Consider the following 21,752-nt stretch of genomic DNA (forward strand, 5'->3'; position numbering starts at 1 on the left):
ACGAGGTACAATGGCTTCCTGTCGGCTGATATCAATGGCGGCCCAGCACCCGGCTTCTCTTCCGGCGAAGCCCAGGCAGCCATCGAACGCATTGCCAGTGAGACCTTGCCATCGGGCATCTCCTTTGAGTGGACGGATTTGACCTATCAGCAGATCCTTGCCGGAAGCTCAGGTTTGCTGGTGTTCCCGTTAGCGCTGCTGCTGGTCTATCTGGTTCTGGCCGCACAGTATGAGAGCCTCACTCTGCCGCTCGCGATCATCATGATCGTGCCGATGGGCGTGCTCGCCGCCATGACCGGCGTCTGGCTAACGGGCGGAGACAACAACATCTTCACCCAGATCGGCCTCATCGTCCTTGTCGGGCTATCGGCGAAGAATGCCATCCTGATCGTGGAGTTCGCACGGGAACTGGAGTTCGAAGGCCGCTCACCGGTTGCCGCGGCCATCGAAGCCAGCCGCCTTCGTCTGCGTCCGATCCTGATGACATCGCTTGCCTTCATCATGGGCGTGGTGCCGCTGGTCATCTCTACGGGCGCCGGAGCCGAGATGCGCGCCGCCATGGGCGTCGCGGTCTTCTCAGGCATGATCGGGGTCACGATCTTCGGCATCTTCATGACACCGGTTTTCTATGTGCTCGTTCGCAAACTCTCCGGCAACCGCCCGCTGATTCAGCACAAGCAAGAGCCTGCAAACACCGACTACAAAATGAGCGAAGCGGTGTGACGGCGATCACAATATCGTCAAGCCAGAAGCCCCGAGGACGATTGTCTTCGGGGCTTCTCTACATCGTCTGGGGTGTTCTAAGCCGAAGCCAGCGGCCCATCGATCTTCTCAGCCTTTGGTTTTGCACAACCCGCGAAAACCAACTGTCACAATTTCGTTGCACGTTCACTTGTTTTCGTTTTCTATATGACACGCTTCGAATGAAGCGAGTTGGCGCTGGTTCTGGGAGGTTCCGGCGCAAAAAAATCCTGGACAGCTTGTTGCTGGACCATGCGTAAAACTAGGGAGGCATCATGTCCACGAAACGTCTCGCTGCATCCGCGGCGGCATTTGCTATTTCGCTTTCTTTTGGCACCTCTGCCTTTGCCGCAACCGAGCTGCAATGGTGGCACGCCATGACCGGTGCGAACAACGAGGTGGTCGATCAGCTCGCCAAGGAGTTCAATGAGAGCCAGAGCGAGTACAAGATCACACCGGTGTTCAAGGGCACCTATCCGGAAACCCTGAACGCGGGGATCGCAGCCTTCCGGTCGAAGCAGCCTCCGGCCATCATCCAGGTTTTCGATGCTGGCTCTGGCGTCATGATGGGTGCAGAAGGCGCCATTATGCCGGTCGCCGATGTTCTCAAGAAGGGTGGATTCGAGTTTAACAAGGCCGACTATCTTGCAGGTATCGTTGCCTATTATTCTAAGCCGGATGGCACGATGCTGTCCTTCCCCTACAACTCGTCTTCGCCGATCCTCTACTACAATAAGGATGCCTTCAAGAAAGCCGGCCTCGATACGGAGAACCCTCCAAAGACTTGGCCCGCAGTCTTCGAAGCGGCACGCAAGATCAAGGAGAGCGGTGCTGCACCCTGTGGCTTCACCTCGACCTGGCTGACTTGGATCCAGACCGAGAACTTCGCCGCCTGGAACAACGTCTCCTACGGAACGAACGAGAACGGCCTCGGTGGCGGCAAAGTGGAGTTGAAGATCAACGCGCCGCTCTTCGTCGAGCATTTCCAGTCGATCGCCGATATGGCCAAAGACGGGACCTTCCGTTACGGCGGCCGCACGTCCGAAGCGAAACAGCTTTTCCTGTCGGGTGAATGCGCGATCCTGACGGAGTCTTCCGGCGGGCTTGGCGACATCGTAAAGTCGGGAATGAATTACGGCATCGGCCAGCTTCCCTATTACGAAGGTCACGGACCACAGAACACCATTCCAGGCGGCGCGAGCCTCTGGGTCTTTGGCGGAAAATCTGATGAAGAATATAAGGGCATTGCCCAGTTCTTCCACTTCCTGTCGCAAACGCCGATCCAGGCACGCCTGCATCAGGTTTCCGGATATCTGCCTGTAACCAATGCCGCTTACGAAGCCACGAAGGCTTCCGGCTTCTACGAAAAGAATCCGGCGCGTGAAACGCCGATCCTTCAAATGATGGGCAAGGCACCGACGGAAAACTCCAAGGGTGTTCGCCTGCCGAACCTGCCACAGGTCCGCGACATCATGAACGAGCAGTTCGAAGCCATGCTGGCTGGTAAGCAGGATGCCAAGACGACGCTGAACCAGATCGTCGAGCGCGGCAATGCAGCCATCGCGGCTGCCTCCAAGTAATCACCATAAGCTGAAGCCGCTGCCCGCATCTTTGGATGCGGGCAATGCTTTTTCCCTGGCCGGCTGAGGAGCATCACCCTTGCACACGGTTCACTTCCCGAACAAAATCCTGCCCTACCTCCTGTTGGCACCCCAGATCATCCTGACCGCGATTTTCTTCTTCTGGCCCGCAAGCCAGGCGATCTATCAATCGGTGCTGCAGGAAGATGCATTCGGGCTTAAAACGACGTTCGTCGGTCTCGCCAATTTTTCCGATACACTTTCGGACCCGAATTATCTCCACGCGCTTCAGGTCACGATCGTCTTCAGTGCGTTGACGGCCCTGGTTTCCATGGCCGTAGCATTGCTGCTTGCAACGGCCGCCGACAAGGTCGTGCGCGGACAGACCTTTTATCGCACGCTGCTTATCTGGCCTTATGCCGTGGCACCAGCCGTCGCCGGCATGCTGTGGCTCTTCATGTTCAACCCTGCCATGGGAACGCTCGCCTATCTGCTACGCTCGACCGGCTTCCAGTGGGACCCGTTGCTCAAGGGAGACCAGGCAATGGCACTGATTGTCGTCGCAGCCGCCTGGAAGCAGATCAGCTACAATTTCCTCTTCTTCGTGGCCGGTCTTCAGGCAATCCCGAAATCGCTCATTGAGGCCGCAGCCATCGACGGTGCTCGTGGGAGCCGGCGCTTCTGGACCATCATCTTCCCGCTTCTGGCCCCCACCACCTTCTTCCTCTTGGTGGTCAATACCGTCTACGCCTTTTTCGACACGTTCGGCATCATCCATGCCGTAACCGGAGGCGGTCCCGCCAAGGCGACCGAAACGCTGGTCTACAAGGTCTACAATGATGGCTTCGTCAATTTGAACCTTGGCTCATCCGCGGCCCAGTCCGTGATCCTGATGATCATCGTGATCGGCCTGACTGCCTTCCAGTTCCGCTTCGTCGAGAAGCGGGTCCATTACGGATGAGGACCGGACATGATTGAAAAACGCCCCATCGCAAATGGCATTGGCCATCTCATCCTCATCATCGGCATCATCATTGTCGCCTTCCCGATCTACTACACGTTCATTGCTTCCTCGATGACGTCCCAAGACATCATCCGCCCACCCATGTCGCTGCTCCCGGGTGGACATTTGATAGAAAATTACCGGGAAGCTGTGGCCGGTGGTGTCGAACGTGTGGTCGGCGTCAGTCTTGAACGCCTGCTCTTCAACTCCTTCGTCGTGGCAATGGCGATTGCCGTCGGCAAGATCATCATCTCGTTCCTCTCCGCCTTCGCCATCGTCTTTTTCCGCTTCCGCTTCCGAATGTTCTTCTTCTGGATGATCTTCATCACGCTGATGCTGCCGGTCGAGGTGCGCATCCTGCCAACCTATAAGGTGATCGTTGATCTCGGTTTGATCGACACCTATGCGGGCCTGACCCTGCCTCTGATGGCGTCAGCAACGGCAACCTTCTTGTTTCGGCAGTTCTTCCTCACGATCCCGGGAGAGCTGGTCGAAGCAGCGCGCATCGATAATGCCGGACCCTTCCGCTTCATGAAGGACATCCTTCTTCCGCTCTCGACCACCAACATTGCAGCACTCTTCGTGATCCTGTTCATCTATGGCTGGACCCAATATCTCTGGCCGCTTCTGGTCACGAACGATGCCAAGATGAACACGATCATCATCGGCCTGCGCCGCATGGTCGATTTCACTGACGCCTCCACCCCCTGGAACTACGTCATGGTAACCGCGATCCTCGCTATCATCCCACCTATCATCGTCGTTGTTTTGATGCAGCGATGGTTCGTTAAAGGTCTTGTGGAGACAGAAAAGTAATGGCCCAGATTGTTTTGAACGATGTCCGCAAGATGTATGGCAATGTCGAAGCCATCAAAGGTGTATCCCTGCAGATCGCCGACGGGGAACTGGTTGTCCTCGTCGGCCCATCCGGCTGCGGCAAGTCCACCTTGCTTCGCATGATCGCGGGCCTTGAGAGCATCTCAGGCGGTGAAATCTCGATCGGCAATCGGGTGGTCAACGACTTGGAGCCGTCAGAGCGCGATATTGCCATGGTGTTCCAGAACTACGCGCTCTACCCGCATATGACGGTGCGGCAGAACCTCGCTTACGGACTGAAGAACCGCAATACGCCGAAAGACGAGATCGATCGCCGTATCGAGCAGGCAGCCAAGGCGCTCGAGATCGAACAGTTTCTGGAGCGCAAGCCGAGGCAACTGTCCGGCGGCCAGCGCCAGCGTGTGGCGATGGGCCGCGCCATCGTGCGCGAACCCGCCGCATATCTCTTCGACGAGCCTCTATCGAACCTCGATGCCAAGCTTCGCGTCCAGATGCGCGTCGAGATCAAGCGGCTCCAGCGCTCGCTTGCAACGACAAGCGTCTATGTCACGCATGATCAGATGGAAGCGATGACGCTGGCCGACAGGCTGGTGGTTTTGAATGCAGGACGTATCGAGCAGGTCGGTACGCCGATCGAACTCTATGAGCGCCCGGCAACGACCTTTGTCGCGACCTTCATCGGCTCGCCATCAATGAACCTGCTTGCGATCCCGACATCTTCTGGCAATTGGTCGATGACGCAGACTGCGGCAGTTCCAGCGGCTGCAGCCACTCTCGGCATTCGCCCGGAAGACCTTCACCTGATCGCAGACGCTCCACAGGCCGAGGCTTTTACCGCCTCCGTCAAGGTTGCTGCGGTGGAACTGGTCGGCGCGGAAAGCTACGTGCACGGCATACTGGCAGATGGCAGCGCCATCGTCTTTCGTGTGGCCGGACGCTCGCGCATCGAGATGGACGACGTCGTGCAGATCGGCGCAAAGGCGGCAGATTTGCACTTCTTCAACGCCAGCGGCGCTCGTATCGACTGACGTCAAGAATGAAGCGAGACCTCCAAAGGTCCCGCTTCAACCATTCGATAGACCGAAACGCCGACTAAAGACCGAAGCGCTCAACCTCACGGCCTATGTCTTCGACTCCCAAATCAGATCCGAGAAGCAACGCCAGAAGAACGCGCGCCTTCTGCGAACTCAGATCCCCTGCAAAGATAACGCCGCCTTCCGCAAGCGTTTTGCCACCGCCATTCCCATAGATCGGCTTGACGCGACCACGTTGGCATCGGCTCGTCATGATGACCGGAACACCGCTCTTGACGAGATCGATAGCGGCAGCCGTGACGGCAGGTGTGGCGTTGCCACGGCCAAAGCCCTCGATCACGATGCCCCGCATTCCCTCCGAGGCGGCGAAGCGCAGGAACCGGTCGCTTGTGCCGATTCCGAGCTTGATGATCTCGATATCCGTCTCGACGCGCGTCGCAGGAATTTTGCCCGGGCCCACCGGGCGCCGGTGCACGATAACCAACTCACCATCGACTTCACCCAGTTTCCCATGTTCGGCGGAAATGAACGTGTCGGTGCGAGAGGTGTGGGACTTCGTCACGTCGCGGGCTGCATGAAACTCCTGCTCGAAACACAAAAGGACTCCCAGACCGCGGGTGGTCTCAGATGCAGCGATGCGAACCGCGTCGGCAATGTTGCGTGGACCATCGCCATCCGGTTCGTCGGCTGCCCGCTGCGCACCGGTAAAGACGACCGGCTTTTCGCTATCGATGAGAAGATCGGCCATATAGGCGCTCTCCTCCATTGTGTCGGTTCCGTGCGTGACGACGACACCGTCGATCTTGGGGTCGGCGAGATGGTCTCTTATCCTGCAGGCGAGAGCAAAAGCGTCTTCGAGCGAGAGTGCGAAGCTCCCGACGGTCATGAATTCATCGACCACCAGCTCGACACCGGTGAGACGGCTTCCCAACGACGCCCGAAGCTCGCTTCCGCCAAGCTTCGCCGTCACATGGCCTGTGCTCGCATTTTTCTGCGAGGCAATCGTACCGCCCGTGGTGATGAGGCAAACAGTTTTCGTCATGATCTTTCCCCTAAATCTTTACGTCAGCTAACTTGGTCTGACCAAGATTGTCAAATGGCGAAGAATTGGGCATCGATTGCCTATTCTTTGACGTTGACGGCCTGACCAAAATCCGATCTTCTGTGTTGAATAGAACTTTTGGTCAGACCAAGATGGAGTGCGCACTTGGTTGAAACAGCGATCAGGAAAACGGCAGAAGCGGGAAGCGCAGGCGGAAGCGCTGTCGCGGCAACGGTGAGAGCACTCGCCTCGATGATCGCTGAAGGCCACTGGTCGCAAGGATCCGCGCTGCCACCGCAGCGGGAGCTCGCAAGGCTGCTCGACATCAGCCGGGCGACGCTTCGTGAGGCCATCTCCGTTTTGTTGACCACCGGCAAAATCAAAGCTCAAGACAATGGTCGCGGTTTCGTTATCGCCGATGGCAGCGACGAGAGGAGCGGTGCCTGGCCGCAAGCCGCACCCTATTCTCTTCGCGAGGTGTACCAGTTGCGGCATGTTGTCGAAAGTTATGCTGCGCAACTTGCTGCGATGTCGCGCACGGAGCACGATCTTGCCGCCCTGAGCAACACGCTAGCCGCCTTTCGCCGCGCGGCACAGGACGGAGATCTGAGCGGTTACGTGGAGGCAGATACCGAGTTTCACCGCCAGATCTTGGCGATCTCCGGCAACCGCCTCCTCGTCGATATGCATCGAACATTCGCCGGCGTCATGCAGGAGAGCCAGCGCATGCCGGTCCTGCACCCTGGCGATCTTTGGCCTGCGGTCAAGGAGCATGAGTTAATCCTCGAGGCGATCGAACGCGGCGATCCGGACGGTGCGCTTTATTACATGCGCAAACATATCAGCATGGGGGGCAGCCGCTCGGGCCTCTCTCCAACCGAACTGCCCTGAATTCAATCAGGCCGACCCGGCCATTACAGAAGGAAGCGATCATGGCGAAGGAAATTTTGGTGTCCTACGGTGTCGACGTCGATGCCGTCGCGGGCTGGCTTGGCTCTTACGGTGGCGAAGACAGCCCCTGCGATATTTCCCGCGGCGTCTTTGCAGGCAAGGTCGGCTCTGTGCGTTTGCTCCGTCTCTTCGAAAAGTGGGGCATCAAGACCACCTGGTTCATTCCCGGACACTCGATCGAGACATTCTGGGATGAGATGAAGCAGGTTGCCGATGCCGGTCACGAAATCGGCATGCATGGCTATAGCCATGAAAACCCGATTGCCATGACGCCCGAACAGGAAGAAGCGATCTTCGACAAATGCGTCGATCTCATCACCAAGCTTTCCGGCAAGCCGCCGCGCGGTTATGTGGCCCCCTGGTGGGAGTTCGGCTCCAAGACCAACGAATTGCTGAAGCAAAAGGGTATTCTTTACGATCACTCCCTCATGCACAACGACCACCACCCCTATTACGTCACCGTCGGTGACGAATGGACGAAGATTGATTATTCCAAGCATCCGTCGCACTGGATGAAACCCTTTACCCAAGGTCCCGAAACCGACCTGATCGAAATCCCTGCGTCCTGGAACCTCGACGACCTCCCGCCCATGATGTTCATCAAGGCCGCGCCCAATAGCCACGGCTTCGTCAACCCGCGCGACCTCGAGCAAATGTGGATCGACCAGTTCGAGTGGGTCTATGAAAATTATGACTATGCCGTCTTCCCGCTCACCATCCACCCGGATGTTTCCGGCAAACCCCACGTGCTCAAGATGCACGAGCGCATCTTCGACCACATCCGTCAGTTTGAGGGCGTGAAGTTCGTCACCATGGAAGAGATCGCCGCTGACTTTTCCAAGCGTTACCCGCGCAGCGGCACGGCGCGTCCGCAATCATAAGTCTCAAGGCATAAGGGAGAAAGCGAATGTGCGGCCTGTGCGGTGCGCTTGGCGCGGCGGATCATTGGAGCAGCGGCGGCAAAGGCGTTGCGTCGATGACGCCTGCCGCCGAGCGCTACCGTCAGGCCAGCGCCGTCAATGCAGTCCTCACTCATTTTGGCCTGCGGTTGAAGGTCTGGAATGATCGATATGTTCTCACCGGCCGCACGGGAAAAAGTGCCGTCGTAGACCATCTGGGCCAATTGTGGCCATTGGCTGAGGCTTTTGCCGGCGAGGTGATCGACCCTCTCGATCCAACGCTTCTGTCGAAAATGCGGGAGGCGTGATGCCATCTGGCGCTCAACCACCCATCGTCGTCAACGTCCTCACCGGCTTTCTGGGCTCAGGCAAGACGACCCTGCTTAACGCGTTGCTGTCGGGTCCCGATCTTTCCAACACCGCCGTGATCATCAACGAATTCGGCAGCATCGGCCTCGATCACCTGCTGGTTGAGACAATCGAGGACGACACTGTCCTTCTGCAGAGTGGGTGCATCTGCTGCACAATCCGCGGCGATCTCAAGCAGGCGATCCTGTCGCTCTTCGAAAAGCGCAAGTCAGGTCGTATAGGGTCTTTCACCCGGCTCATCATCGAGACAACAGGACTTGCCGACCCGGCCCCGATCGTCGCCACGCTGACGGCTGATCTGATGTTGAAATATCATTTTTCGATGGGCAACATCGTCACCGTCGTCGAGGTTCCGAATGGGCAACACAACATCGAGACCTATACCGAAAGCGCGCGGCAGGTCGCCGTCGCCGATCGACTTGTCATCACCAAGACGGACATTGCCGAGCCCGATGCGATAGCGGCGCTCATCGCCAAGCTATCGACCATGAATCCGACGGCCAGCATTGAAATCAGCGATCCTGCGAATCCTGCTGCGAGCCTGATCCTGACGGAGGACATCCACGACCTTTCAGCCCGGCCCGCCGAAGCACGGCGTTGGGTCGCAGCGGAGCGCTACCATGACCATGCGAATGCACCGTTTCAGGACGTCAACGCGCATGGGGCGATCCGCGCCATATCCCTAACCACGCCCAACGCCGTGTCATGGCCGCGGTTTTCGACATGGCTCTCGTTGCTGGTCAACAGGCATGGCAAGAAGCTCCTGCGCGTCAAGGGCATCATCGGCGTCGACGGACATGAGACACCGGTGGTGATCCACGGTGTTCAACACCTTATTCACCAGCCCGTGCACATGGCCGCGTGGCCGGCAGAGGACCGCACCAGCGTTCTCGTCTTTATTGTCGATGGCGACATCGGGGATATCGCCCAATCCTTTGCCGCCTTCGTCGAGGCCAATCCGCTTGCAATAACAGACTCGCCGAAGCAGGCGGAGCGATAGTCACGCCTCGCTCATCGAACGCCGAGCGTGCGGCTTCTCTACTGATCAGCTTTGAAAACCGCTGATCAAACAGCGAGGAAACCACCGTCGATCGGCAGTATGGCACCGGTAATCATCTTGCTGTCGTCGGACAGCAGGAGTGCGATGCTCTCTGCCACTTCCTCCGCTTCAGCGAAGCGATTGAGCGGATGGCGAACCATCATCGGCTGGCTCTTCACCGGATCGTTCCATGCTTCCGCAGCAAGTTCGGTCAGCGTGATGGTGGGGGCGACCGCGTTGACGCGGATGCCATGGGGACCAAGCTCCTTGGCGAGCACGCGTGTCGCGCCCTCAAGCCCCGCCTTGGACGCGGCATAGCAAAGATGATCCTGAAACCCGCGGTGACCGGCAATCGACGTGATGTTGACGATCGCACCACCACCGCCATTTGCGACGCGTGCCCGGGCAAACTCCTGGCAGGTGATGATGGCGGCGCGCAAATTGATGCCGAGCACAGCTTCATAGCCTGCGTCGGTCATATCCAATACGCTTTCCAGCACATTGATCCCAGCGCTGTTGATCAGAAAATCGCAGGTGCCTGCCTCTGCCATCGCAGCACGAACAGCGACGGCATCGGCGAGATCGGCACGGATCGAACGTCCGCCAATTTCGGCTTTCAAGCTGTCGAGATCGGACTGCGTCCGGCTGATCGCCACGACCTCTGCACCGCGTGCCGCCATGAGGCGGGCGCAGGCGCGTCCAATCCCTTTGCCGGCTCCGGTGATGATGACGGACTTTCCAGAAAACTGCATGATATCCTCGCGTAATGCGGCCGCGTTGGCCTGCTGATCTTTGACTTCGACGGTATTCAGGAATGGGTGTTGGAACGAATGGTGCGGGCTGCATTCTGCAGCGCCAGGAACGCTTCGTAGCGCAGATCATGCACCTTGCGGAACGCGGCCTCTGGCGAGGCAAGGTTTTTAACCCGAGACATCTTCGGCATGGCCGACGAAAGATCCGGGAAAGTTCCTGCCGCAACCGCACCAAGCATAGCCGAACCAAGAAGAACCGGCTCTTCGCATTCCGTCAACTCGACAGGCATACCAGTCGCATCCGCCAGCAATTGCTGAGCAAGCGGATGGGCACCGGCACCGCCGCTGACGCTGATGGTTTCCACCGGCGCACCGTGTCGGGCCTGCGTCTCGATGATCTGGCGAAGCCCGTAGCCGAGGCCAAGAAGTCCAGCAACATAAAGCGCAACGAGCGAATCCACCCCTGTCTCCATCCCGTAACCAGCGATGACCGCGCGCGCGTGAGGATCGGCGGACGGTGCGCGGTTACCGAGAAATTCCGGCACCACATGAAAATCCCTGGCGATATCCACTGCGGCAGAAGCCGACGTAGCTAAGCTCAACGCGCGATCGGCGAGCCAGACTGGCAAGGCCTTGCCATCATTGTTTGCGCGCTCTTTCGCCTCCGTAAACGCCGGGTGCAGTTGCACCAGATAATCAATGGCAGCACCTGCGGCGGACTGCCCGCCCTCATTCAACCAGGCGCCTGGAACCATGGCAGAATAATACGGACCCCAGACACCAGGTACAAAAGCGGGTTCGGCGGTGGTCGTCATGGTGCAGGATGAGGTGCCAAACACATAACCGAGGCATCGCGAGGCGTCTCCGCCTGCCGCGACCGTACCCACCCCGCCAGCATGCGCGTCGATCAGACCGGCGGCGACAGCGGTGCCGGGGCGTAACCCCATTGCCTTCGCGGACTCATCCGTCAGGCCGGCGCCGAGCGCAGTGCCTGGATGGACGACGTTTTGACCAATGCGACGGAAGCCCTGCTCCGCCAAATCACCGAGACCAATGGCATTGAAATAATCAGCGTCCCACCGATCCTCATGGGCAAGATAGGTCCATTTGCAGGTCACGGTGCAGGCAGAGCGGTCGAGCGATCCGGTGGCCTTCCATGTCAGAAAATCCGTCAGATCGAAAAAGTGCGCGGCGCGGGCGTAAACACGAGGGCTGTTTTCCTTGAGCCATAGGAGCTTGGGCGTCTGCATCTCTGGCGAAATGCGCCCGCCGACATATTGCAAGACGGCGTGGTCGCCGGCATTGATCCGCTCAGCCTGTCCAACCGCGCGGTGGTCCATCCAAACGATGATATCCCGCTCAGGATGGTCGGGGGCGCCAACCGGAAGCGTCTCGCCGTCCGGACCGCAGACCACAAGCGAACACGTTGCGTCAAAACCGAGACCCGTCACGTCTGCCGGATCGATACCGGCTCGCGAAACGCTTTCCTGCACGCTCTCGCAAACCGCTTGCCACACCTCACCACTTGTTTGCTCGGCAATACCGCCATCTTGCCGGTGCATTGAGATCGGCCGTTTGGCCGTTGCGAGAAGCTTACCTTCCACATCGAAGACACCTGCCCGAGCAGATCCGGTGCCGACATCGACGCCAATCAGGTAGGAAGCCATTTGCAATACTCCTCGAGCGGATCACACAACACATGAGAGAAGCGGCTGAACCCATTGATGTGACAGCCGCCACTCGATTATCAGACGCGATCGAAGTTGGTCGGCAGAACCAGCATGTCGCGGATGGTGACGGTACGCTTGCGCGTCAGCATATAAACGATGGCATCGGCCACTTCGCTCGCGTCGATGAGGCTACCCGATTCCTTGGCCTTGCGGAGGTTTTCCTCCGGCCAGTCTGCCAACAGCGCGGAGACGACCGGACCGGGCGAGACCTGGGCGACACGTACGCCGTGCGGGATCATCTGGCGGCGCATGCCCTGGACGAAGCTGGTAATCGCCCACTTGGAACCGGAATAGACAGGCTCCCAATAGGTGGGGAAGTGTCCGGCAATCGAGCACGTAACGATGATATCGCCAGTCTTGCGCTCCGACATGTGCGGCACGACGGCGTGGACATTCTTCATGACGGCGTTGACGTTGAGGTTCAGCATCTTGTCGATGGCTTCCGGTGTGGTCTCCGTCAGGTCACCGCCGATGTAAGTCCCGGCATTGCAATAGAGAATGTCGATGTGATCGACCTTTGCCAGGATTTCGGGGATCATGGCGTTGCAGCTGTCGGCATCCAGAAGATTGGTGACCTGCGCAATGGCACGCTCGCCAAGCTTTGCGACAAGCTCATTCAAGGCCTTCTCGTTCCAGTCGACCATGACCACGGTGGCGCCCTGCTCCAAGAGCGCTTCGGTGGTGGCAAGCCCGATACCGGAGGCGGCACCGGTGATGACCGCGATCTTGCCTTGCAGCGATTCAGACATTTAGTTCTCCTGCGTTATGGAAAGGTTGTCGGCTGACCTAGCGCCACTCGCGCCCGATATAGATGGCCAGCAGAATGATGAAGCCCTTGATGACGTCCTGCAGATAGGGGTTGATGCCCATCAGGTTGAGGCCGTTATTGAGAATGCCAAGCAGCACGGCGCCGATCAGCGTGCCTAGGATGAGCCCGCGGCCACCGGCGATCGCCGTCCCCCCAAGCACCACCGCAGCGATCGCATCCAGCTCGAAACCAACGCCGGCATTGGGCTGACCGCTCATCAGGCGTCCGGTCAGAATGAGTGCGGCAAGTGCGGCGGTGACACCTGAAATGCCATAGACGGCGAGCTTGACGCGCTGCGTCTTCACTCCCGAAAGCCGGGCTGCGAGCTCGTTGCCGCCAAGGGCGTAGACGTGACGGCCAAAGGCGGTTCGCTGGAGAAGGACCCAGGCGATGGCGTAGATGACGACCATGATGACAACGGGGACTGGAACGACACCGATGCGGCCGACACCGAACCAGGAAATCCAGCTCGGAATGCCGCTGACCGGATAGCCACCTGAATAGATGAGGCCAAGACCACGCGCCATTCCCATTGTCGCCAGCGTGACGATGATGGCTGGCATTTTTCCCCAGGCGACAAGTGCGCCATTGAATATGCCGATACCGAGCCCGATGAAGAGTCCGGCAGGCAGCGCGATCGAAGCCGGCAATCCGGTATTGACCATCAATCCCGCCGAGAGCGTTCCCACAAGCGCCATGACCGCGCCGACGGACAAGTCGATGCCGCCGGTCAGGATGACGAAAGTCATGCCGACGGCAAGGATGCCAACGACGGACACCTGGCGAAGCACGTTCATGATGTTATTGACGCTGAAGAAGTTGTCGCTCGCAAGACCCATTAGGATCGAGACGACGATCAGACCTGCGAGCGGCAATGCCAGCGGCGAATGCAGCAGGCCGCTCAGTTTGAAGCCGCCCGTCTTCGCGGCAACGCCGGTGTTAGCATCAAGCGACATGTTCAACTCTCCCGGTGGTAGCGTTTGTCATTATTGTTTCGGAATTGATATCTTCGCCCTGAAGCGTGGCGACGATGCCGCCGGAGCGGAAGACGCAGACCCTGTCGGACATGCCGATCACCTCGGGCAGTTCCGACGAGATCATGATGATGGAGTGGCCGCTCGCGGCGAATGCCCGCATCAGCGCGTAAATCTCGGCCTTCGCGCCAACGTCGATGCCGCGCGTAGGCTCGTCGAAGATCAGCACCCGCATGTCATGGTTCAACCAGCGGGCAATCACGATCTTCTGCTGATTGCCACCGGATAGGGTGTCAACGCGGGCATAGGGTCCCTGCGCCTTGACCTGCACCTGCGCCATTGCTTTCTTCGTGTGCTCCAGCTCCTTCTTCAGGTCGAGGAACCAGTGGGCTTTCCGATATTTGCGGTAGTTGTTCAGCGAAATATTTTGCAGGATGGAGAAGCTGGTAATCAGCCCCTCCTCCTTTCGGCTTTCCGGCAGCAGACCGATGCCGCGGATCAGCGCATCATCAGGACCGGAAAATCGTGTTTCGGAGCCATCAAGTTTTATTCTGCGCCGTGAAGCCGAATGTGCGCCAAGCATAGCGAGCACCGTTTCCGAGCGACCCGAGCCAACCAGCCCCGCAAAGCCGAGGATCTCTCCTTTGCGCAGTGAAAACCGCGAGACAGGCCCGCCCTTCTTCAGCTGGAGTTCTTCGACATCGATCACTACCTCGGCCGACGGATCAAGCTTCGGCTTTTGCGGGAAACTCGCCTCGATGCGCCGGCCCACCATCATTTCAACTAGACGGTCGTTGTCCACCTCGGATGTCATGCAAGACCCGATGAGCTCGCCGTCACGCAGAACGGTGATGCGGTCACAGATTTCGAAAATTTCCTCGAGATGGTGCGAAATGAAGATGATCGCCACACCCTGACGACGCAACTCTCGCATGACATTGAAGAGGTGTTCGGTCTCGGACGGTGTCAGAGTCGCGGTCGGCTCGTCGAGGACCAGAATGCGCGCATCCAGAGAAAGCGCTTTCGCAATTTCGACAAATTGCTGCTGGGCGACCGAGAGCCGATTGACCGGCACGTCGAGTGGAACATCCACCACCAAGCGGCTCATGATTTCGGCGGCCCGCTTGCGCATGGCGCCCTTGTTCAAGAGGCGAAGCGGCCCGCGGATCTCACGGGCGAGGAACATGTTCTCGACAGCGTTGAGATAGGGGATCAGGCTGAATTCCTGAAAGACGATGCCAATCCCGGAAGCAATCGCCTCGTCATAATTGGCGAATTGCCGCTCTCTTCCGTCGATGCGGATCGTCCCGTCGGAGGGCTGCAAAATACCACAGAGAATTTTCATCAAGGTCGACTTGCCAGCACCGTTTTCGCCGAGAAGCGCGTGCACCTCACCGGGGCGTGCCTGGAGGTCGACGCCGCGCAGGACCTCGATCTTGCCGAAGCTTTTTCTTATTCCGTTCAGTTCGAGCACTCTACCCTCCTCAATGGTCGGGATTTAGAGCGCCGTGCGTCATTCCGGACGCACAAAGGACGCTCTAATGTCTTTAGATCCAAGCGTCCCGCCCCCGCCTAAGCGGGGACGGAGCCTGGGAGGAGTTATTACCAGCTGAACTCGCCGGCGTTCTTGCTGTCCACGACCATGACGTCGATCGGCACTTCCTTCGGCACAACGCGTGCGCCCCATTTCTGAGCAAGCGCCATGGCAAGTCCAACGCGGACCTGGTCACGTGGGAACTGCGCCGTCGTTTCGATGAAAGGCGTACCGTCGGCGATGGCCTTCACCGCTTCGGGAGCGCCGTCCACGGAGGTCAGCTTGATGTCCTTGCCGGAGCCCTGGATCGCCGAAAGCGCACCCATGGCACCGCCATCATTCACGGAGAAGATACCCACGAGGTTCGGGTGCGACTGGATCATGTTTTCGACCACGCCAAGAGCCACGGAGCGATCCTGACGACCGTTCTGTGTGTCGACGAGCTTGATATCCTTGAATTCCGCTAGTGCAGCCTTGCAGCCTTCGACGCGTTGGAGGATCGGCACGACCGGAATACCGTCGAGGATCGCAACCTCGCCCTTGCCGCCAACGGCTTCACCGAGATGTTTGCAAGACATGTAGCCCGCATCGCGGTTCTTCGAACCCACGAAGGTGTCGACCGGACCGTTTGCATTGGCATCCACGGCGACGACGATGACGCCTGCAGCTTTGGCTGCATGAACGGCGGCTTCGATGCCCGCGCTGTCGGTTGGGTTCAGAAGAAGGATGTCGATCTTCTGCTGAAGCATATCTTCAACGTCGGAAATCTGCTTCGCAACATCATGGCCGGCATCGGTTACGACGACATCGGCTCCGATGCTCGCTGCGGCTTCCTTCAGAGCTTCCTGCATGGACACGAAGTATGGGTTGTTCAACTCCTGAAACGTCATGCCGATCTTCAGCTTTTCCTGTGCCAGAGCCGGAGCGGCCATCAGGGCAAGGGCGGCTGTCGCCATCAGAAACTTTGACTTCATTTTCATATTACTCTTCCTCCCGTTGGAAATTGGGCAGCAACTACCCGTTTCCGGACAGTCGTCTGTCCGAATTGATGAAATCTGCGATGTGCCGGTGGGTTATTCCGCCATGACTGCCGCCTTTTGGGCCGCGAATATGGTTCGGAACCTCGACGGCGACATTCCCTTCAGTTTCAGGAAATGCCGGTTGAAATTCGAAAGGTTGGAGAAGCCCACGTCGTAGCAGACTTCGGCAACCTTGACGTCCTGATCCGCCAGCAACATCTGACAGGCAAGATCGATCCTCAGTTGGTTGCGGTAACGGACAAGCGTCGTACCTGTGTGGCGCTTGAAGGCGCGTGAAAACGTGCTGGGGCTCTGGCCGACGATCTCAGCCAGGTCAATTTCATCCACCTGCGCGGTCAGATGCTGGCGCAGATGCGACAAGGCGCGATTGATGCCGCTATCGCCAGTGCCTGCCAAGTCCAGTTCATAGCTGAGGCTGGCCAGAACCTCCGGAGATGGCGCTTTGACCAGAAGGTCAAGAATTTCCCAGAAGAGCGCGAGGCGCGTAAGCCCCTGCGCTTCGATCAACCTTTCGATCAAAGGCCGGACGCGATTGCTCGTATCGTCGTCAAACAGAATGCCACGGCGACTGCGTTCCAGCAGGCTGCGGACCGGCTCCATCTCTGACATGCATGCACTGGCTTCTTCTATGAACGCTTCCGGAAACTGGATCACGAGAGAGCGCGTCGGAACGATTTCCTCGGGCTCTATCTCGCTGATCCAGTTCTGGGGGAGATTGGGGCCGGTCATGATCAGCTGGCCGGGGTCGAAGCGTCCGACAAAGTCGCCAATATAGAAGGTGCCGGACGTCGCCACGACGAGGTGGATTTCGTATTCGGGGTGGTAATGCCAGCGAACCGTACGGAACGGGTAGCCATGCCGCCAGGCAGCGAAAGACTCGCCCTTGCGAATGTGGACCAGTTCCAGATCGGGCTGCATCATGGTTCCTCCCTCACGCACGTCCGCCTCAAGTCGAAACGAGACCATTCCTCTTATGGCTCGTCCCAGGCGTTGAGGTGGAGCATAGGCGCGACTGGAGCGATTACTCCACCTCACGCCGCAGAAATTGCTGATACTTTTTTGACTGCCCTATGCTGAAAAAGGAATAGCAGTGCATTGAACCTAACAATGAACACCAATCCTGCATCGATTTTAGCCAACAACTTCGCGTGATATGTTCACAACCCGCGCAACGGCACGCTGAAAGGCTAAAATTTTCGCGCTTCGAGAGGCGGCTACACAGGCGCCTGGCTTATACTTTTTCGCGCATCCGGTGATGGATAATCATCAGAAAAGCATCGGCGGTAAAATGGCGGACTATCATCGGAGCCCCCATCCGCGCGTCGTGCACCTGTCATCAGTCAGAGTGGACAGGCTGTGACACAGTCCTCATAGTGTGACCAAATCGTTTGCGGTGGGCCCACATGGGCTCGCGCGGTGTCGCGTCCCACTGCAGTTGGTCGTCGTGCCAATTAGAAGGATAGGACAAATGCAACCGAGACTTCTCAGCCGAACTTTTCTTGCCCTGGCCCTTTGCTCTTCCGGGGCCTCAGCTCAGCAGGCGTCCGACACCGTTGCCCCGGAAAAAGCAACGGCGGTTGCAACGGCTCAACGCGTGGAAGCCAAAAACTTCATGGTGGCGGCTGCCAATCCGCTCGCGGCTGAGGCGGGGCGTGATGTGATTGCCAATGGCGGGAACGCGATTGATGCGATGGTTGCGGTGCAGACCGTGCTTGGTCTCGTCGAACCGCAGAGCTCCGGTCTCGGCGGCGGTGCGTTTCTCGTTTATTACGATGCAAAAAGTGGGAAGCTGACCACCTTCGATGGCCGGGAGACGGCGCCCATGGAGGCCACCCCGACACTCTTTCTCGACGCGAAAGGCCAGCCCCTGAAGTTCATGGACGCCGTGGTGGGCGGCCGCTCGGTTGGTACGCCTGGAACCGTCCGCCTTCTCGAGGACGTCCACAAACGCTTCGGCAAAACGGAATGGGCAAACCTCCTGAAGCCGGCCCAGACCCTGGCAACACAAGGCTTCCGGGTATCGCCACGTCTCGCCTCCCTGGTCGCCTCCGAGGGTGACCGGTTGAAGACCTACAAGGAGACCACGTCCTATTTCTTCGATAGCTCAGGCGCGGCTTTGAAGGCAGGCACCGTGTTAAAAAATCCATCTTACGCAGACACGCTTGCGCTTCTTGCGAAAGGTGGTGCTGACGCATTCTACAAGGGGAAAATTGCGGAGGACATCATCAAGACCGTGCGGGAAGCCGCCGGCAATCCCGGCGTACTTTCGCTCGCCGACCTTTCCAATTATCGTATCATCGAGCGAGAACCAGTTTGCTTCACCTATCGCGCTCTCGATGTCTGCGGCATGGGTCCGCCGTCGTCAGGAGCAGTCGCCGTCAGCCAAATCCTCGGCCTTTCGGAAAATTTCGATCTCAAGGCTTTGGGACCACAGAATGTGGAAAGCTGGCGCATTATCGGCGATGCCCAACGTCTTGCATTTGCCGACCGTGAACGTTACGTGGCCGATCCAAACTTCGTGCCGTTGCCGATCAAGGGCTTGCTCGACAAATCCTATCTGGGCGAGCGCGCAAGGCTGCTGGATGGCGACAAGGCCTTGAGCAAGGATGCGGTCAAAGCTGGCGAACCCGGCTGGGACCACGCTCTACTGTTCGGCCGGGATGCGGCACTGGAATTGCCGTCCACCAGTCACTTCGTCATCGTCGACAAGGAAGGCAACGTCGTTTCCATGACGACAACGATCGAAAATGGCTTTGGCTCACGTCTGATGACCAACGGCTTTCTTCTCAACAATGAGTTGACGGACTTTTCCTTCAAGACCCATGACGGCGGCCTGCCGATTGCCAATCGGGTCGAGCCTGGAAAGCGGCCGCGCTCATCGATGGCACCAACCATCGTGATGAAGGACGGAAAACCACTGCTCGCCATCGGCTCGCCAGGTGGCAGCCAGATCATCGGATATGTGGCGCAGGCGCTGATTGCCTATATCGACTGGGGTATGTCCGTGGAGGAGATCGTGGCCCAGCCGCATCTCATCAATCGCTTCGGGACCTACGATATCGAGGCCGGCACCAAGGCGGAAGACATGGCCGAACCGCTCAAATCACTCGGGTACGACGTGAAGCCGGGCGAGATGAATTCCGGCTTGCACGCCATCGAGATCACCGGCAAAGGCTTGGCTGGAAGCGCCGATCCACGCCGAGAGGGCGTTGCTCTGGGAGAATAGGATTGACCTCGAAGGCTCATTTCGTCTGGCCAAAAGCACCAATGGGAAACTGAGACGCACTCTTTCTGCCATGCCTCAAGCAATTGAGCGAAGGGTGCACTCAGCACCATTCGCTCTTGCTAGTCTTTCGATATGGGGCTCAGATCAGATCGCGGTCAAAGCGCTCGTCCCATTGGCGCGTCTTGACCAGCGTTCCATTCTCGGATGCTGACAACTCTCCTGCCAGGTAGAATTTGTCCTTGTCCGAGCGCATTTCTGTTCGGCTTTCGATTTTTATCCGCCAGCCGTCACGCCCCATTTCATAGCTCTGCGTGAGTACGTATTTCGCCGAGAGCGGGTCGTCGTCCTTGATGGTCAACTCACGGCGAAGGCTGTGACTGAGTTGAGTATCGATCTCGTCGAAGCGGATGACGCCCTCTCCGAACAAGCCGCCCACGCCGTCCGTGATGTAGGTATTGATTCCGGTTTCATGGTCCTGTTCGGTCCAGCGCCTGACCGTTCCAGCATCGACCTGCGTCATCGGAGTCGACGGCCCGTGAGCGGGTGCATCGAAACGCACTTTCGTCTCGTGCGAGGGCGCACGAACAGGGAGCTCAAGTCTGCTCTCCGCCACGGAGATGCTGAGCGTCGCATTGTATGGAGACGTCCAGACCATTGGCCAATAGGCAGTGGCGATGGCCAGTTGAACGCGATGACCTTTGGCAAAGCGATAGCCGCAATCGTTGAGCTTGATCGCTAAATCGTAGAATTTGCCCGCCTCCAATGCTTCCGGCTCTTCATGGCTATCACGATGGGTCAGGTTGAAGACCTGATAGCTTACCCGCGTCACGCGGCCATCCGGCAGAACATCGTTCAACCGCAGCGATATTTGCGCTACCGGGCAATCTGCAGCAACGCGAAGGCGGACCGAAGGTGCACCCAACACATCGAGATCCTGTTCCAGTATCTCGGTTTCGAAAACGAGCGCGCCTCCATTATCAAGCCGCTGGTCTGTCGGGTGTTCGCCTGGGCAACCCGTTGCCATCCATTCGCCACCTGCTTTTCCGTGGCTTTGCGGAGAACGAACTTGCAGGATCGCTGCCTGCGATGCGTTTCCGCCAAGGCGACGATCAGCGCCGAGATGGAACTGCTTTGCAGTTATCTCAGGCGATGACCATTCTGCTTCACCAACCCACCGACCCTCCGTCGTGGTGCGCGTGCCTGTGGGTTCGATCGTGTCACAGACAAAGGCACGCAGCATGGGCTCGTCCATGACGCCGGTCTCTTCACCCTTGAGCCACTGATCCCACCAGCGGGTTGCCTCCTGAAGGAAGCCGATGGCAGGACCTGGAACACCATCCTGAGGGTAAATGTGCCCCCAGGGGCCGATGATCCCGCGACGTGGAACTTGAAGGTTTTCCAAGAGTCGGGATACCGGATTGGTATAGCTGTCGGCCCATGCCCCAATTGCCAGCACCGGGCACTCAATGGCGCTCCAGTCCTCACACACCGAACCGTGTTTCCAATAGTCGTCATAACGCTGATGTTCGAGCCAAAGAGCGGGGAAGAAAGGGAGCTTGTCGATCCGTTCCAGCCACTGCTCTCTCCACACGTCGCCGACGATCTTTGGATCAAGAGGCCGGCTCTGGTAGGCCAGCATGATTGTGCCCCACCACAAATTATCATTGAGCAGCAAACCGCCCATGTAATGAATGTCGTCCGTATAACGATTATCTGTCGAGTAGGCGGTGATGATCGCCTTCAGTGCGGGTGGTCTGCGCGCCGCTACCTGCAAACTGTTGAAGCCGCCCCAGCTTTTTCCCATCATTCCAACGTTGCCGCTGCACCAGGCTTGGCGGGAAATCCAGTCGATCACTTCAAGCGCGTCATCCTGCTCCTGCTTCAGATATTCATCCGCCATATGTCCATCGGACTCGCCTGTCCCACGCATATCGACGCGAATGGCCGCGTAGCCCTGGCTTGCGAAATAGCCATGCATCGGCTCGTCGCGCCCACGAGTACCGTCGCGCTTGCGGTAGGGAATATATTCAAGGATTGCCGGGACCGACGATTGTTCTGCGTCTTCCGGCAACCAGAGCCGCGCCCCAAGGCGCGTACCATCGCTCAAGGGAATCCAGATGTGTTCTTGGACATGCACTGTCATTTCAAATATTCCAGTCAGATTATGCGCCTTACCGGGACTCCAGTAGCGAC

General features: G+C 58.3%; 19 protein-coding genes. 10 read left to right on the plus strand and 9 right to left on the minus strand.

Features of this window, described 5'->3' with window-relative positions:
- The 5 genes from EYC79_RS02145 to EYC79_RS02165 all read left to right on the plus strand — a co-directional run.
- Positions 1-723: efflux RND transporter permease subunit (locus EYC79_RS02145; protein WP_165456942.1), on the plus strand; the 723-nt coding region annotated here is incomplete at its 5' end.
- A gap of 293 nt (positions 724-1,016) precedes the next feature.
- Positions 1,017-2,321 (plus strand): sn-glycerol-3-phosphate ABC transporter substrate-binding protein UgpB, encoded by a 1,305-nt coding sequence (gene ugpB / locus EYC79_RS02150; protein ID WP_062441329.1) that lies wholly within the window; start codon positions 1,017-1,019, stop codon positions 2,319-2,321.
- Between the two features lie 79 nt (positions 2,322-2,400).
- Positions 2,401-3,282 (plus strand): sn-glycerol-3-phosphate ABC transporter permease UgpA, encoded by an 882-nt coding sequence (ugpA, locus tag EYC79_RS02155; RefSeq protein WP_112358007.1) that lies wholly within the window; start codon positions 2,401-2,403, stop codon positions 3,280-3,282.
- 9 nt (positions 3,283-3,291) lie between these two features.
- Complete coding sequence (gene ugpE, locus EYC79_RS02160; RefSeq protein WP_062424364.1) at positions 3,292-4,140, plus strand: sn-glycerol-3-phosphate ABC transporter permease UgpE; 849 nt, start codon at positions 3,292-3,294, stop codon at positions 4,138-4,140.
- Positions 4,140-5,189: a sn-glycerol-3-phosphate import ATP-binding protein UgpC gene (locus tag EYC79_RS02165; protein ID WP_113261099.1), complete on the plus strand. Its 1,050-nt coding sequence runs from the start codon at positions 4,140-4,142 to the stop codon at positions 5,187-5,189. Before ugpE ends, EYC79_RS02165 begins: the two co-directional genes overlap by 1 nt.
- Positions 5,190-5,253: 64 nt before the next feature.
- On the opposite strand, the gene EYC79_RS02170 is transcribed toward EYC79_RS02165, so the two are convergent.
- Positions 5,254-6,237, minus strand: coding sequence for an asparaginase (locus EYC79_RS02170; RefSeq protein ID WP_130977027.1), 984 nt, complete (start codon positions 6,235-6,237; stop codon positions 5,254-5,256).
- A 165-nt stretch (positions 6,238-6,402) separates the two neighbouring features.
- Between EYC79_RS02170 and EYC79_RS02175 the strand changes: the two genes are divergently transcribed.
- From EYC79_RS02175 to EYC79_RS02190, 4 genes are read left to right on the plus strand one after another with little or no spacing between them, the layout of a single operon-like run.
- Complete coding sequence (locus EYC79_RS02175) at positions 6,403-7,128, plus strand: FadR/GntR family transcriptional regulator (protein WP_130977028.1); 726 nt, start codon at positions 6,403-6,405, stop codon at positions 7,126-7,128.
- Between the two features lie 41 nt (positions 7,129-7,169).
- Positions 7,170-8,069 carry a polysaccharide deacetylase family protein gene (locus EYC79_RS02180; protein ID WP_062441341.1) on the plus strand — a complete coding sequence of 300 codons (900 nt, stop codon included), beginning with the start codon at positions 7,170-7,172 and terminating at the stop codon, positions 8,067-8,069.
- 26 nt (positions 8,070-8,095) lie between these two features.
- Positions 8,096-8,395 (plus strand): hypothetical protein, encoded by a 300-nt coding sequence (locus EYC79_RS02185; protein WP_062599859.1) that lies wholly within the window; start codon positions 8,096-8,098, stop codon positions 8,393-8,395.
- Positions 8,395-9,456 (plus strand): CobW family GTP-binding protein, encoded by a 1,062-nt coding sequence (locus EYC79_RS02190; protein WP_130977029.1) that lies wholly within the window; start codon positions 8,395-8,397, stop codon positions 9,454-9,456. Before EYC79_RS02185 ends, EYC79_RS02190 begins: the two co-directional genes overlap by 1 nt.
- A 65-nt stretch (positions 9,457-9,521) precedes the next feature.
- Here the strand turns inward: EYC79_RS02190 and EYC79_RS02195 are convergent, their stop codons facing one another.
- The 7 genes from EYC79_RS02195 to EYC79_RS02225 form a co-directional block, all read right to left on the minus strand.
- Complete coding sequence (locus EYC79_RS02195; protein ID WP_112358001.1) at positions 9,522-10,247, minus strand: SDR family oxidoreductase; 726 nt, start codon at positions 10,245-10,247, stop codon at positions 9,522-9,524.
- A gap of 56 nt (positions 10,248-10,303) precedes the next feature.
- Positions 10,304-11,914: an FGGY-family carbohydrate kinase gene (locus EYC79_RS02200; RefSeq protein ID WP_112358000.1), complete on the minus strand. Its 1,611-nt coding sequence runs from the start codon at positions 11,912-11,914 to the stop codon at positions 10,304-10,306.
- 80 nt (positions 11,915-11,994) lie between these two features.
- Positions 11,995-12,726: an SDR family oxidoreductase gene (locus EYC79_RS02205; protein ID WP_112357999.1), complete on the minus strand. Its 732-nt coding sequence runs from the start codon at positions 12,724-12,726 to the stop codon at positions 11,995-11,997.
- A 37-nt stretch (positions 12,727-12,763) separates the two neighbouring features.
- On the minus strand, positions 12,764-13,741 hold the full coding sequence (locus EYC79_RS02210; protein WP_062441356.1) for an ABC transporter permease: 978 nt from the start codon (positions 13,739-13,741) through the stop codon (positions 12,764-12,766).
- Positions 13,731-15,233, minus strand: coding sequence for a sugar ABC transporter ATP-binding protein (locus EYC79_RS02215; protein WP_116493381.1), 1,503 nt, complete (start codon positions 15,231-15,233; stop codon positions 13,731-13,733). Before EYC79_RS02215 ends, EYC79_RS02210 begins: the two co-directional genes overlap by 11 nt.
- 128 nt (positions 15,234-15,361) lie before the next feature.
- A complete protein-coding gene (locus EYC79_RS02220) occupies positions 15,362-16,273 on the minus strand; it encodes an ABC transporter substrate-binding protein (protein ID WP_082479273.1) in 912 nt (303 codons plus the stop codon).
- Between the two features lie 93 nt (positions 16,274-16,366).
- Complete coding sequence (locus tag EYC79_RS02225; RefSeq protein WP_116493573.1) at positions 16,367-17,251, minus strand: AraC family transcriptional regulator; 885 nt, start codon at positions 17,249-17,251, stop codon at positions 16,367-16,369.
- Between the two features lie 550 nt (positions 17,252-17,801).
- On the opposite strand from EYC79_RS02225, the gene ggt reads away from it, so the two are divergent.
- Positions 17,802-19,559 (plus strand): gamma-glutamyltransferase, encoded by a 1,758-nt coding sequence (gene ggt / locus EYC79_RS02230; RefSeq protein WP_116493382.1) that lies wholly within the window; start codon positions 17,802-17,804, stop codon positions 19,557-19,559.
- A 139-nt stretch (positions 19,560-19,698) separates the two neighbouring features.
- Here ggt and EYC79_RS02235 read toward each other — a convergent pair whose 3' ends face one another.
- The gene (locus tag EYC79_RS02235; protein ID WP_116493383.1) at positions 19,699-21,702 is read right to left on the minus strand and encodes a CocE/NonD family hydrolase; all 2,004 of its coding nucleotides are present in this window, start codon (positions 21,700-21,702) and stop codon (positions 19,699-19,701) included.
- Positions 21,703-21,752 lie beyond the last annotated feature (50 nt).

It is taken from the genome of Agrobacterium cavarae, from assembly GCF_004310285.1.
In the GTDB taxonomy this organism is placed as follows: domain Bacteria; phylum Pseudomonadota; class Alphaproteobacteria; order Rhizobiales; family Rhizobiaceae; genus Agrobacterium; species Agrobacterium cavarae.

Bases quoted from the DNA above. Each gene is read 5' to 3' on its own strand.
- ugpB (WP_062441329.1), top strand. From the start codon at position 1,017: ATGTCCACGAAACGTCTCGCTGCATCCGCGGCGGCATTTGCTATTTCG.
- ugpE (WP_062424364.1), top strand. From the start codon at position 3,292: ATGATTGAAAAACGCCCCATCGCAAATGGCATTGGCCATCTCATCCTC.
- EYC79_RS02165 (WP_113261099.1), top strand. From the start codon at position 4,140: ATGGCCCAGATTGTTTTGAACGATGTCCGCAAGATGTATGGCAATGTC.
- EYC79_RS02170 (WP_130977027.1), bottom strand. From the start codon at position 6,237: ATGACGAAAACTGTTTGCCTCATCACCACGGGCGGTACGATTGCCTCG.
- EYC79_RS02180 (WP_062441341.1), top strand. From the start codon at position 7,170: ATGGCGAAGGAAATTTTGGTGTCCTACGGTGTCGACGTCGATGCCGTC.
- EYC79_RS02185 (WP_062599859.1), top strand. From the start codon at position 8,096: ATGTGCGGCCTGTGCGGTGCGCTTGGCGCGGCGGATCATTGGAGCAGC.
- EYC79_RS02190 (WP_130977029.1), top strand. From the start codon at position 8,395: ATGCCATCTGGCGCTCAACCACCCATCGTCGTCAACGTCCTCACCGGC.
- EYC79_RS02195 (WP_112358001.1), bottom strand. From the start codon at position 10,247: ATGCAGTTTTCTGGAAAGTCCGTCATCATCACCGGAGCCGGCAAAGGG.
- EYC79_RS02200 (WP_112358000.1), bottom strand. From the start codon at position 11,914: ATGGCTTCCTACCTGATTGGCGTCGATGTCGGCACCGGATCTGCTCGG.
- EYC79_RS02205 (WP_112357999.1), bottom strand. From the start codon at position 12,726: ATGTCTGAATCGCTGCAAGGCAAGATCGCGGTCATCACCGGTGCCGCC.
- EYC79_RS02210 (WP_062441356.1), bottom strand. From the start codon at position 13,741: ATGTCGCTTGATGCTAACACCGGCGTTGCCGCGAAGACGGGCGGCTTC.
- EYC79_RS02220 (WP_082479273.1), bottom strand. From the start codon at position 16,273: ATGAAAATGAAGTCAAAGTTTCTGATGGCGACAGCCGCCCTTGCCCTG.
- EYC79_RS02225 (WP_116493573.1), bottom strand. From the start codon at position 17,251: ATGCAGCCCGATCTGGAACTGGTCCACATTCGCAAGGGCGAGTCTTTC.
- ggt (WP_116493382.1), top strand. From the start codon at position 17,802: ATGCAACCGAGACTTCTCAGCCGAACTTTTCTTGCCCTGGCCCTTTGC.
- EYC79_RS02235 (WP_116493383.1), bottom strand. From the start codon at position 21,702: ATGACAGTGCATGTCCAAGAACACATCTGGATTCCCTTGAGCGATGGT.